Below are 12579 nucleotides of genomic sequence, written 5' to 3'. Positions count from 1 at the left end.
GCATGGGCATGAGCCGCACCTTCCAGCACGTGAAGCTGCTGCCGACGATGAGCGTGCTCGAGAACGTCGCCATCGGCGCGCATCTGCGGGGTGGCAAGGGCGTGTTCCCGGCCGCGTGGCGCCTCGATCGCGGCGAGGAGGCGCGGCTCCTCAACGAAGCGGCGCGCCAGATCGAGCGCGTGGGCCTGGCCGAGCACATGTTCGACGCCGCCGGCAGCCTCGCGCTCGGCCAGCAGCGCATCCTCGAGATCGCCCGCGCGCTCGCCGCCGACCCGTGCCTCTTGCTGCTCGACGAGCCGGCCGCGGGCCTGCGCTTCAAGGAGAAGCAGGCGCTCGGCGAACTGCTGAAAAAGCTCCGGAGCGAAGGCATGGGCATCCTGCTGGTCGAGCACGACATGGACTTCGTCATGGGCCTGGTCGATCGCATCGTCGTGATGGAGTTCGGCCAGAAGATCGCCGAAGGCCTGCCCGAGGAAGTGCAGCAGAATCCGGCGGTGCTCGAAGCCTACCTCGGAGGTGTGGAATGAACGGCATGAGCGTGGAAATGAGTGCAATCGCCCCGGTGGTCGAGTCCGCGCCCGGTCTGCCCCGCGCGGTGCTCGAAGTGCGCGACCTGTGCGTCGCCTACGGCAAGGTCGAGGCGCTGTCGAACGCCAACCTGCGCGTCGGCGAAGGCCAGATCGTCACCGTGATCGGCCCCAACGGCGCGGGCAAGACGACGATGCTCTCCGCGATCATGGGCCTGCTCGATTCGCGCGGCCAGGTCAGCTTCGACGGCGAGGCCGAGTATGTGCCGCGCGTCGAGCGCATGGTGGCGCGCGGCATGAACCTCGTGCCGGAGAAGCGCGAACTCTTCGCCGAGATGAGCGTCGAGGACAACCTGCTCTTGGGCGCCTTCCAGCGCTACCGCATGGGCAAGCGCGACCACGGCGAGACGATGGAGGAGGTGTATGGCCTCTTCCCGCGCCTGAAGGAGCGCAAGGCGCAGATGGCCGGCACGCTCTCGGGCGGCGAGCGCCAGATGCTCGCGGTGGGGCGGGCGCTGATGGCGAAACCGAAGCTGCTGATGCTCGACGAGCCGAGCCTGGGCCTCGCGCCGCTCATCGTGCGGGAGATCTTCCGCATCATCAGCGAGCTGCGCCGGCGCGGCGTGTCGATCCTGCTCGTGGAGCAGAACGCGCGCGCGGCGCTGCAGGTCGCCGACTACGCCTATGTGCTGGAGACGGGCGAGATCTCGATGGAAGGGCCGGCCAAGCAGCTCGCCGACGATCCGCGCGTGATCGAGTCGTATCTGGGCCTGGGCGGCAAGCACCAGGACAAGCTGGCGGGCTGAGTCTGAGTCTGAGTCTGAGGCTGAGGCTGAGTCTGAGTTTGAGGCTCAGGCCGGCCGGGCGTCGGGCGGGGGCTCCTCGCCCGGCGGCAGCGCGATCAGGTTGCCCGACACGATGCGCGGGAAGGCGTCGTGCGGGCAGTTGCGGAAGTTCGCGGCGTCGAAGAGCGGCGGTTCGTGGCGGACCACGCGGTAGCCCTGCTCGCGCAGGAAGGCGAGCAGCGGGGCGAGCCGGTCCGGGCGGTCGCATTCGACGTGGATCACCGGGCGGCAGCGGGCAATCAGTGCCACGGCGCCGCGCAGCACGTCGAGCTCGCGTCCTTCCACGTCGATCTTGAGGAGGCGGCAGGCGGCGACGTCCAGGTCGTCGAGGCGCACGAGCTCGACCTCATCGCCTTCCCCGTCGTCGGCGAGGCTCACGCCGCCGAAGTTCGCCGCACTGGCGGGATCCAGGCGCGGAATGCGCGCGTGCCCCGTGCTTGCGTCGACCGCGCGGCGCTGCAATTCCACTTGCGTGAGTGCGCTGTCGGCGAGCGTCTGCGCGAGGCACGCGTGGATCGCGGCCTGCGGCTCGAAGGCGATGACCCGTCCGTCCTCGCCCACGGCGTGCGCCATCGCCAGCGTCAGCGCACCGAGGTTCGCGCCGACGTCGATCGCGGTGTCGCCAGGCCGCAGCCACGCGGCGAGCACGGCCGCCTCGCGCGGCGAATATTCGCCATACAGCAGCAGCGACAGCGTGATGTAGCGGTCGAAGAGCGGCAGCGTGACGATGCCGTCGCGGCAGCGTGCCTGCACGAGCGGAAACTCGTTGCGCAGGATGATTCCCGCAGTGTCGACGGCGGTGTTCCCGGACAGCGGGGCATCGGCATCGCCGCCGAGGCGCGCGACGAGTCCGGCGATCGGCGCGTCCCAGCGGCCGCCCACCGGCTGACGCACCAGCGTGGCCGCGGGATACCAGTCGCAGCGCTCGCCGCCGAGGCCCCAGCGCCAGTCGTGCAGCCACGGCACGAGGATCCAGGTCGGCACGCCCAGTGCGCCGGCAAGGTGCGCCGGCCCGGAGTCGAGCGACACGACCGCGTCGACGGCCGTCATCGCGGCGGCGAGGTCGTCGAAGTCGGCGATGTCGTCGGAGAGATCGACGAGCGCCTGGCCGGCGATCTCGGGCTGCGCGACGCCGAACTGCAGCGAGACCGCGGTCCAGCCCGGCATCGTCAGCAGCGGCAGCAGGGCGTCCTCGGGCAGGCGGCGCCGGCGGTTCGCCGAGCCGGCCTGGCCGCCCAGCCACACGATGCCGAGCTTGCGGCCGGGGTGGGCGGCGAGGCGCGACGCGAAATGCGCGGCGCGGGCTGCGTTGTGCCCGAGGTAGGGGCTGGATGTCGCGGCGTCCGCGGGCGCCGCGAGGCCGAGGATGCCCGGCAGGCTCATCAGGCCGCAGGCCGCGTCGAACGTGCGGTCTTCCGGGATTGAGGTCACGATCTCCAGCGCTTCCGCACCCGGTGCGCGCCGGGCGATGCGCGCGAGCGGCGGCGGCAGGAGCAGCGTCACCGCGGCGCCGGCGCGGCGCACCGCTGCGGGGAGGAAGCGCAGCATCTGCAGCGTGTCGCCCAGCCCCTGTTCGGCGTAGAGCAGCAGCCGGCCGGTGCTTTCGCCCGTCCACTGCGGGGCCGCGGCGTATTTCGCGCCGCCGTGGTAGGGCAGGTCCCAGCGCGCCTCGAACAGCGGCCAGCCTTCGGCGTAGGCGCCGCGCATCAGCAGCGCGCCGGCGAGGCCGAAGCGTGCCTCGGCATTGTCGGGGTGACGGGCGAGCCAGGCGCGGTAGTGGCTTTCGGCTTCGCCGATGCGCTGCTGTTCCTTCAGCAGGTGCGCGAGGTTCAGGCGGGCGTTCTCGTTGTCCGGTGCGAGGTTCGCGGCGATCGTGTCGTACAGTTCGGCGCGCGCGAGGTCCTGGACCTCGTTGCAGGCTTCGCCGAGCAGCGACCAGCCGCCCCAGAAGCCCGGGCTGGCGGCGATCGCCTTTTCCGCCTCGGCGGCGCCGTCGGCAAAGCGCAGCGCCTGCACATGGTCGCGCGCCGCCAGCGTGTGGAAGCGGGCGATCGCGTTGCGCGCGAGTGCGTTGTCGCAGGTCCGCAGCTGCGCGCGCGCGCGCTCGACGACGTCGCCGTTTCCGAGTTGGCGCGCGAGCTCCAGGCTCAGCGCCAGCGCTTCGACGTAGCGCGCATCGAGTGCGACGGCGCGCTGCGAGGCGGCGAGCGCCTCCGCCGCGAGGCCGTCCGCAGCGAGCACCAGCGACAGGTTGTGGTGCGCCATCGCGAGGCCCGGCGCGAGGCGCACCGCGCTGTTGAAGTGCCGGCGTGCGCGTGCGAGGTCGCCGAGCTGGCGCCAGGCTTCGCCGGCGGTGTTGTGGAAGTTGGCGACATCCGGGGCTGCGGCGATCGCGGCTTCCGCGAAACGCGCGGCATCCGCGTGGCGGCCGCGCGTGTGGCAGATCAGCGCACGCAGGTGCAGCGCGTCCGGATGCCCGGGCACCTTGCGCAGGAAGTCGGCGTAGATCGCGTCGGCGTCGTCGAGGCGCCCCTGGTTCTGCAGCGCGATCGCTTCGTGGAGTCGCGCCAGCTGGCTCGCGGAAATGGCTTTCTTCTTCATCGGCTCGTGCGGGAGTGGATTTCCCGCGCGCGATCCGGCCCCGGCGGGAGTGCAGCGGACTATTCTAGCCGCATGCGCCCCCGCCCGCCGCCGATGTGTGACGTGCGCCCGGCCTCAGCGTGGTGCCGGGACGGCAGCCGGGACCAGGCGCGCGATGGGGCGTGCCGCGACGAAGGCGCCGAGCGACACGCACACCAGCCCTGCGAGCAGCCAGCCGGTCAGCGCCTCGTCGAGCAGTGGCGCCGCGGCAACGCCCGCGAGCACCGGCACCAGCGCGATCAGCGCGCCGACGCGCTCGGCGCCGAGCTTCTCGACCGCCTTCAGGAATAGCAGCATCGCGACGATGGTGGCGCCGAGGCCCTGATACAGCCCTTGCAGCACCAGCGTGGACATCGGCACCGCGTCGAGCTGCTTGGGCAGCCACAGCAGGTACACCGGCAGGTAGACCAGCGCCGAGCTGAAGGCGACGAAGCGCGTTAGCAGCCACGGATGGAAGCCCCAGCGCTTCGCGAGCACGCTGTAGAAGGCCCACGCGAGCGCGGAGGAAAGGATCAGCGCGTCGCCCGCGAGCATTGCCGCCGACCACGCACTGCCTGCCATGTAGGACTGTGCGGCGAAGCCGACCCCCAGCGCGATGAAGGCGAGGCCGAACGCCCGTTCGCGCGGCATGCGCTGGCGCGTCAGCAGCCACGCCACCCCCGCGACGAGGAAGGGCTGCATGCCGGGCAGCAGGATGCCGCCGTGCGCGGCCGGCACGAGCTTGAAGCCCGCATACACGAGCACGCCGTACAGCAGGCCGCCGAGCATGCCCAGCGTCCACAGGCGCATGTCGCGCCACGCCCCGCGCGGCAGGCTGCCGGCGAACGGCAGCAGCAGCAGGGCGGCGACGCCCAGGCGCAGCGCGAGGATGTCGTGGCCCGTCAGCGCGCTCTTGCCGCCCAGGCGCGAGATGAGGATGAAGCCCGTCCAGATCGCCACCGTGCCCGCTGCGGAGAGATAGCCGATGGTCTGGTCCCGTCCGGTGCTCATGTGTTGCTCCCGAGTGCTGTTGGTACGGCTGCAACGATATCGTTGGACATCGTTCGCGTACAATGAATAATTCTGATTCAACGCATTCCTGTGAGAGAACGATGGATCTCGACGACCTGACCATCTTCCGCACCGTCGTCCGCGAGGGCGGCATCACGCGCGCGGCCGAGAAGCTGCATCGCGTGCAATCCAACGTCACGACGCGCATCCGTCAGCTCGAGGACAAGCTGGGCGTCGAGCTCTTCATCCGCGAAGGCCGGCGCCTCATCGTGTCGCCGTCCGGGCGCGTGCTGCTCGACTACGCCGACCGCCTGCTCGCGCTTGCCGACGAGGCGCGCACCGCGGTCAGCGACGGCGCGCCGCGCGGCAGCCTGCGCTGCGGTTCGATGCTGAGCACCGCGGCCGCGCGCCTGCCGCCGCTCCTGGCGCGCTTCCACGCGCAGTACCCCGACGTGCAACTGGAATTGCGCACGGGCCCGACCGGCACGCTGATCGCCGAAGTCATCGACGGCCAACTCGAATGTGCGCTCGTCAGCGGCCCGGTCGACGACGTGCGCCTTGCGAGCCTGCCCGCCTTCGACGAGGAACTCGTGCTCGTTGCGCCGGTGGGCCACCCGACGATCACCTCGCCGCGCGACCTGCGCGCGCGCGCGCTGCTGACCTTCGAGGCCGGCTGTGCCTACCGCCAGCGCCTGCAGGCCTGGCTCGATTCGGGCGAGGTCGTGCCCGAGCGCGTCGTCGAGATCGCGTCCTATCACGCGATGATCGGCTGCGTCGCGTCAGGCATGGGCGTCGCGCTCGCTCCGCGTAGCCTGCTGGTGAAGATGGCGCTGGACGACAGCGTCTCGATCCACCCGCTGCCGCCCCGGTTCGCACAGGTGCGCACGGTGCTGATCCACCGCAGCGGCGCGCCGGGGCCGACGGTGCGCGCGCTGGCGGAGTTGATCGCGCACGGCCGGGACTGAGATACTCCCCCGTTTGCGGCACCCCGCCGGCCGTCGCGTGGCGGGCGGCACGCGTTCCCCCGACGGTCGCGGGACGGCCCGATCGCGCGGGAATGCCGCATCGAACACCAACAAGGAAAAACCCGAACAATGACTGAGGCGACGACCGTACAGATGCTCGCGGCCGGCCTGTTTGCACTGGCCATCATCCACACCTTCTCGACCAAGTTCTTCGAGCAGCTTGCGCATCGCCATCCGGCGCACGGAGGGGTGTTCCACCTGCTCGGCGAGGTCGAAGTCGTGTTCGGCTTCTGGGCGATGGTGCTGATCGTCGCGATGGGCGTGCTCGCCGGCCGCGGCGAGGCGATCGCCTACCTCGAAAGCCGCAACTTCACCGAGCCGATGTTCGTGTTCGCGATCATGGTGATCGCCGGCAGCCGGCCCATCCTGCGTTTCGCACTGGCGCTCGTGCGCATGGCGGCGGCGCTGTTGCCGCTGCCCGCCAGCGTCGCGTTCTACTTCATCACGCTGGCGCTGGTGCCGCTGCTCGGCTCCTTCATCACCGAGCCGGCGGCGATGACGCTCGCGGCGCTGATCCTGCGCGACAGGTACTTCGCCGACCGCATCTCCACCCGCCTCAAGTACGCGACGATCGGCACGCTGTTCGTGAATGTCTCGATCGGCGGCACGCTCACCCCCTTCGCCGCGCCGCCGGTGCTGATGGTCGCCGGCACCTGGGGCTGGGATACCGCGTTCATGATCGCGAACTTCGGCTGGAAGGCGCTGCTCGCGGTCGTCGTCAACGGCATCCTCGTGACGATGGCGTTCCGCCGCGAACTCGCCGCGCTCGACTCGAGCGGCGCGAAGCGGGGCGAGGCGCGCATGCCGATGCCCATCGTCGTCGCGCATCTGCTGTTCCTCGCCGGCGTCGTCGCGTTCGCGCACCATCCGGCCGTGTTCATGGGCCTGTTGCTGTTCTTCCTCGGCTTCGCGGCCGCTTACGAGCGCTACCAGGATCGCCTGATCCTGCGCGAAGGCCTGCTCGTCGCGTTCTTCCTCGCCGGGCTGGTCGTGCTCGGCGGGCAGCAGTCGTGGTGGCTGCAGCCGCTGCTCACCGGCATGGACGCGACCACCGTGTACTTCGGCGCCACCGCGCTCACGGCCGTCACCGACAACGCCGCGCTGACCTACCTCGGCTCGCTGGTGCAGGGCCTGTCGCCCGAATTCAAGTACGCGCTGGTCGCCGGCGCGGTCACCGGCGGCGGCCTCACGGTCATCGCCAACGCGCCCAACCCGGCCGGCTTCGCGATCCTGCGCGGAAACTTCCCCGACGAGGCCATCCACCCGCTCGGCCTGCTGCTCGCCGCGCTGCCGTCGACCCTGGTCGCGATCATCGCCTTCCAGCTGCTGTAGGCGGGCTGCGCGTCAGGCGGGCGCTGCGCCGAGCAGCGTCTCGTACAGCGCGAGGTCGCCCGCCGAAAAGCAGCAGAAGATGACTTCCGCGATCGCCGGCAGGGCCGCGACGCATTCGCGCACGGTCGCCACCGCGATGCGCGCGGCCTCGTCCTTCGGGTAGCCATACACGCCGGTGCTGATGCCCGGAAACGCGACCGTCGCCGCGCCGTTCGCCGCCGCCACTTCGAGCGAACGCCGGTAGCATGACGCCAGCAGCGCCGCCTCGCCGCGCGTGCCGCCGTGCCACACCGGGCCCACGGTGTGGATCACGAAGCGCGCCGGCAGGCGGTAGCCCCGCGTCAGCTTCGCCTCGCCCGTCGGGCAGCCGCCCAGGCCGCGGCATTCCTGCAGCAACTCGGGGCCGGCCGCGCGGTGGATTGCGCCATCCACGCCGCCCCCGCCCAGCAGCGAGGAATTCGCGGCATTGACGATCGCATCGACGGGCAGCGTCGTGATGTCGGCCTGAAGGGTGCGGAGCCTTGCGGTCATGGCGGATGCCTCCGGGAAAAGGGGAAGGGCGCGCAGGGAGCACGCCCTGTTCCCAACTCCCAGCTTAGCAGCCGCGCAGGCGCAGACGCGCTCAGCCGTGGCTCGGGAACGCGAACTGCGCCTTCTCGATGCCCGACACCGCCCAGCGCTGCGTCATCGTCTTGCGCCGCGTGTAGAAGCGCACCGCGTCCGGGCCGTAGGCGTACAGGTCGCCGAACAGCGAGCGCTTCCAGCCGCCGAAGCTCTGGCACGCGACCGGCACCGGCAGCGGCACGTTCACGCCGACCATGCCGACCTGCACGGTGTCGGTGAAATGCCGCGCGACCGCGCCGTCGCGCGTGAACACGCAGGTGCCGTTGCCGAACTCGTGCGCGTCGATCAGGCGGATCGCCTCTTCGAGGCTCCGCACCCGCAGCACCGCGAGCACCGGCCCGAAGATTTCCTCGCGATAGATGCGCATCGACGGCTGGACGTGGTCGAAGAGCGTGCCGCCGAGGAAGAAGCCCTGCTCGTGGCCGGGCACTGTCAGCGCGCGCCCGTCGACGACCAGCTGCGCCCCTTCCTCGGCACCGAGGTCGATGTAGGCCTTCACCTTGTCGCGCTGCGGTCCGGTCACCAGCGGCCCCATGTCGAGGCCGCGCTCCCTGCCGTTGCCGATGCGCAATTCCTGCACGCGGGGCTTGAGCCGCGCGACCAGCTCGTCGCCGACCTCGTCGCCGACCGCGACGACCACCGAGATCGCCATGCAGCGCTCGCCGCAGGAGCCGTAGGCCGCGCCCATGATCGCGTTGACCGCGCTGTCGAGGTCGGCGTCGGGCATCACCACGGCGTGGTTCTTCGCGCCGCCGAGCGCCTGCACGCGCTTGCCGTGCGCGGTGCCGGTCCGGTAGATGTATTCGGCGATCGGCGTCGAGCCGACGAAACTCACCGCCTGCACGCGCGGATCGGTGAGCAGCGTGTCGACCGCCTCCTTGTCGCCATTGACGACGTTGAACACGCCCGCCGGCAGGCCCGCCTCGGTCAGCAGTTCGGCAAGGATCACCGCGGTCGACGGATCCTTCTCCGAGGGCTTGAGCACGAAGGTGTTGCCGCAGGCGATCGCCATCGGGAACATCCACATCGGCACCATCGCGGGAAAGTTGAACGGCGTGATGCCGGCGACCACCCCCAGCGGCGGGAATTCCGACCACGAGTCGATGTCCGGCCCGACGTCGCGGCTGTGCTCGCCCTTCAGGAATTCGGGCGCGCCGCAGGCGTACTCGACGACCTCGATGCCGCGTGCGAGCTCGCCGTGCGCGTCCTCCCACACCTTGCCGTGCTCCTCGACGATCGCCGCGACGATGCGGTCGGCGTTGCGCTCGAGGAGCTCCTTGAACTTGAACAGGACGCGCGCGCGCTTCAGCGGCGGCGTCTTGCGCCACGCCGGGAAGGCGGCGGCAGCGGCGGCGATCGCCTGTTCGACGGTCGCCTGCGAGGCCATCGCGACCCGGCGCACGGGCTCGCCGAGGGCGGGGTTATGAACGGGTTGCGCGCGGGTGTCGTCGGCGACGCGGGTGCCGGCGATGTAGTGTCCGAGGGTTTCCATGCTTGTCTCTCGTCAGGGTTGGGGGTCAGGCGACGCTGCGGATCGCCTGGCGCACGGTGTCGAAGATGCGTCCAAGCTCGTCGGGCGTCGAATCGAGGAAGGGGGAAAACTGCAGGATGTCGCCGCCATTGCGGATCACGACCCCCGCCTCGAAGCATTTCAGGAACACGTCGAAGCCGCGCGCCCCCGGCGCACCGTCGCGCGGCGCGAGCTCGATGCCGCCCATCAGGCCGAAGTTGCGGATATCGACGACGTTCGGCTCCCCGCGCAAGGAATGGATCATTTCCTCGAACACAGGTTCCACGCCGCGTGCGCGCGCGAAGCTGTCCTCTTCGCGGTAGGCGGCGAGCGTCGCCAGGCCCGCGGCGGCGGCGAGGGGATGGCCGGAATAGGTGTAGCCGTGGAAGAGCTCGACGACGTGCTCCGGCCCCTGCATCAGCGCGTCGTAGATCGTGTCGCGCACGATCACCGCGCCCATCGGCACGACGCCGTTCGTCAGCCCCTTCGCGGTCGTGATGAGGTCCGGCGTCACGCCGAAACGCGTCGAGGCGAAAGGCGCGCCGACGCGGCCGAAGGCGGTGATCACCTCGTCGAAGATCAGCAGGATGCCGTACCGGTCGCAGAGTTCGCGCAGGCGGGCGAGGTAGCCGATCGGCGGCACGAGGATGCCGGTCGAGCCCGCGACCGGCTCGACGATCACCGCGGCGATGTTCGACGCGTCGTGCAGCGCGGCGAGGCGTTCGAGGTCGTCCGCGAGCTGCGCGCCCCACGCCGGCTGGCCCTTCGAGAACGCCATGTCCGCGGCGCTGTACGTGTGGCGCAGGTGATCGACGCCGGGCAGCAGCGCCGTACTGAACACCTTGCGGTTGCCGGGGATGCCGCCCACCGACAGGCCGCCGAAGTTCACGCCGTGGTAGCCGCGCTCGCGCCCGATCAGCCGCGTGCGCTGGCCTTCGCCGCGCGCGCGGTGGTAAGCGAGCGCGATTTTCAGCGCGGTGTCGACCGACTCCGAGCCCGAGTTCGTGAAGAACACCTTGCCCATGCCCGCCGGCGCCAGCGCCGCGACTTCGCGTGCCAGCGCGATCGCCTTGTCGTTCGACACCTGGAAGCTCATCGCGTAGTCGAGGGTGGCGACCTGCTCCTGCACGGCAGCGACGATCTGCGGATGGCAATGGCCGAGGCCCGAGGTCCACAGCCCCGAGAAACCGTCGAGCAGCTGCCGGCCGTCGTCGGTGGTGTAGTAGTGGCCGCGTGCGCCGGTGATGACGCGGGGCGATTTCCAGAACGCGCGGTTCGCGGTGAAGGGCAGCCAGAAGGCCTGATCGTGGGACATGCGGAACTCCTTGTGGGGTCGCAGTCATCCTACCGAGCTCCTTGGGTGCATAAAACAGCAACATGCGTACGCAAGGTTTCGAATAAATGAAACAATGCGCCCATGAAACCGCGTGCCCTCCTTGCCAGCCTCGCCGAAGCCGACCTGCGCCTGCTGCGCGTCTTCATCGCGATCGCCGAGTCCGGCGGCCTCGCCGCGGCCGAGCTGCGGCTCAACATCAGCCGCTCGGTGATCAGCCGCCACCTCAAGGACCTCGAAGTACGCCTCGGCGTGCGCCTGTGCGAGCGCGGCCGCGCCGGCTTCGCGCTCACCGAGGAAGGGCAGGTGGTGCTCGGCGCGGCGCGCCGGCTCCTCGCGCAGATCGAGGCGTTCCGCGGCGAGGTCGCCGAGCTGCACGCCGGCATGCGTGGCGAACTCAACCTCGTGATGTTCGACAAGATCGTGTCCAACCCCGGTTGCCGGCTCGCCGACGCGATCGCGGCCTTCGGCGCCGAGGCGCCCGCGGTGACGCTCAACGTCTTCGTCGCCGGCAGCAGCGAGATCGAGAAGGGCCTCCTCGAAGGGCGCTTCCACGTCGCCGTCCATCCTTTCCACCGCGCCAGCGACAGCTTCACCTCGGTGCGCCTCTTCGACGAGTTCCTGCCGCTCTACGCCGCGCCGCACCACCCGCTGCTCGCCGGCGGGCGCCTGCCGTGCGACGAGGAACTGCGCCGCGCGGCCTTCGTCGGGCTCGGCTACCACTCGCCCAACATGGAGCACTTCTGGCGCCTGGGCCTGCAACCGGCGGCGCGCGCCTTCGAGCAGGAGGCGAGCGTGCTGCTGATCCGCTCGGGCCGTTACGTCGGCTTCCTGCCGGACCACTACGCGCAGGCCTTCGAGGCGCGCGGCGAGATCGTGCGCATCCCGTCCGAAACCCTGCGCTATGCGTGCGAATGGCAGGCGTCGACGGCGCGCACGCCCCCTCCGGGGCGCGTTGCGCGGCGTTTCGTGGAGATTCTCGTCGCCCTGCATGCCCCGAAAGCGCCATCCGGTGCCTGAAACGGCCGCTCCGAGGCGGATTTCGGCCGGTTTCCACGGCGAAAACGCCAATCGCGCGGGAGCTGTGGGCGGACGGTTTTTTCCCGCCTGCGTATTTGCCCTTATTCCCGATCGGCCGCAGGACACCCGAAAATGTGTCCATGGCATCGAAACATGCTCCGGAATTTGTATCGCCGCTGCCGATAAATGCCCTGCAAGCCGCGACAATGCTAGAATCCGGCCGTTAGATGTGCAGCACCGAACAACTCACACACCAATCGAGGTAAAGCATGAACAAAGGTGAATTCGTCGAAGCCCTGGCTGACCGTCTGGACGTCTCGCGCGCCCAGGCCGACCGTGCCCTGTCCGCCGTGCTGGACATCATCGCCGAGCGCATGGCCGCCGGCGAGAAAGTGTCGTTCACGGGCTTCGGCTCCTTCGAGGTGTCCGAGCGTGCCGAGCGTACCGGCCGCAACCCGCAGACCGGTGCCTCGATCAAGATCGCCGCTTCGCGCGTGCCGAAGTTTTCGGCCGGCGCGACGCTGAAGGGCGCCGTCAACGGCTGATCCCGCCGTCGCGCAAGGAAGTGATTTGGAGGCCCGGTGCCGGATGGCGCCGGGCCTCTTGTTTTGTGCGCCCAGCATGGGCGCACTCCTGTGGGTGCAAGTCCCACCGTAAGTTGATCACAGCGAACGAAGTGAAGCGCAACTGCGCGAGGGCGACCGAGCGTGGGAAGGAAGCGTGGAGCATAAGT

11 protein-coding genes are annotated in these 12579 nt (G+C 70.1%); 6 read left to right on the top strand and 5 right to left on the bottom strand.

Annotation, left to right across the window (positions count from 1 at the left end; all coding sequences use genetic code 11):
* Positions 1-527: ABC transporter ATP-binding protein (locus tag GPA22_RS21775; RefSeq protein WP_169254352.1), on the top strand; the 527-nt coding region annotated here is incomplete at its 5' end.
* A gap of 17 nt (positions 528-544) precedes the next feature.
* The gene (locus tag GPA22_RS21770; protein ID WP_169258170.1) at positions 545-1333 is read left to right on the top strand and encodes an ABC transporter ATP-binding protein; all 789 of its coding nucleotides are present in this window, start codon (positions 545-547) and stop codon (positions 1331-1333) included.
* 45 nt (positions 1334-1378) lie between these two features.
* On the opposite strand, the gene GPA22_RS21765 is transcribed toward GPA22_RS21770, so the two are convergent.
* Together GPA22_RS21765 and GPA22_RS21760 are read right to left on the bottom strand one after the other, a co-directional pair.
* Positions 1379-3973 carry an FkbM family methyltransferase gene (locus GPA22_RS21765; protein WP_169258169.1) on the bottom strand — a complete coding sequence of 865 codons (2595 nt, stop codon included), beginning with the start codon at positions 3971-3973 and terminating at the stop codon, positions 1379-1381.
* 114 nt (positions 3974-4087) lie between these two features.
* Positions 4088-5002 carry a DMT family transporter gene (locus GPA22_RS21760; protein ID WP_169258168.1) on the bottom strand — a complete coding sequence of 305 codons (915 nt, stop codon included), beginning with the start codon at positions 5000-5002 and terminating at the stop codon, positions 4088-4090.
* A 101-nt stretch (positions 5003-5103) separates the two neighbouring features.
* Here GPA22_RS21760 and GPA22_RS21755 point away from each other — a divergent pair, with 101 nt between their 5' ends.
* Positions 5104-5967 carry a LysR family transcriptional regulator gene (locus GPA22_RS21755; protein ID WP_169258167.1) on the top strand — a complete coding sequence of 288 codons (864 nt, stop codon included), beginning with the start codon at positions 5104-5106 and terminating at the stop codon, positions 5965-5967.
* Positions 5968-6096: 129 nt separating this feature from the next.
* Positions 6097-7359 (top strand): putative Na+/H+ antiporter, encoded by a 1263-nt coding sequence (locus GPA22_RS21750; RefSeq protein WP_169258166.1) that lies wholly within the window; start codon positions 6097-6099, stop codon positions 7357-7359.
* Positions 7360-7371: 12 nt separating this feature from the next.
* On the opposite strand, the gene GPA22_RS21745 is transcribed toward GPA22_RS21750, so the two are convergent.
* The 3 genes from GPA22_RS21745 to aptA form a co-directional block, all read right to left on the bottom strand.
* Positions 7372-7890 carry an O-acetyl-ADP-ribose deacetylase gene (locus tag GPA22_RS21745; RefSeq protein ID WP_169258165.1) on the bottom strand — a complete coding sequence of 173 codons (519 nt, stop codon included), beginning with the start codon at positions 7888-7890 and terminating at the stop codon, positions 7372-7374.
* A 91-nt stretch (positions 7891-7981) separates the two neighbouring features.
* Positions 7982-9475 (bottom strand): CoA-acylating methylmalonate-semialdehyde dehydrogenase, encoded by a 1494-nt coding sequence (locus GPA22_RS21740; protein ID WP_169258164.1) that lies wholly within the window; start codon positions 9473-9475, stop codon positions 7982-7984.
* A gap of 25 nt (positions 9476-9500) precedes the next feature.
* A complete protein-coding gene (aptA, locus tag GPA22_RS21735; protein WP_169258163.1) occupies positions 9501-10808 on the bottom strand; it encodes an omega-aminotransferase AptA in 1308 nt (435 codons plus the stop codon).
* A 102-nt stretch (positions 10809-10910) separates the two neighbouring features.
* Between aptA and GPA22_RS21730 the strand changes: the two genes are divergently transcribed.
* Positions 10911-11846, top strand: a complete 936-nt coding sequence (locus GPA22_RS21730) for a LysR family transcriptional regulator (protein WP_169258162.1) — start codon at positions 10911-10913, stop codon at positions 11844-11846.
* Positions 11847-12115: 269 nt separating this feature from the next.
* Entirely contained in the window at positions 12116-12391 is a 276-nt protein-coding gene (locus GPA22_RS21725; RefSeq protein WP_050414315.1) for an HU family DNA-binding protein, read from the top strand.
* Positions 12392-12579: the final 188 nt, after the last annotated feature.

The organism is Aromatoleum toluvorans (assembly GCF_012910905.1).
Classification (GTDB): Bacteria; Pseudomonadota; Gammaproteobacteria; order Burkholderiales; family Rhodocyclaceae; genus Aromatoleum; species Aromatoleum toluvorans.
This window is presented reverse-complemented; position numbering and strand designations above follow the sequence as displayed.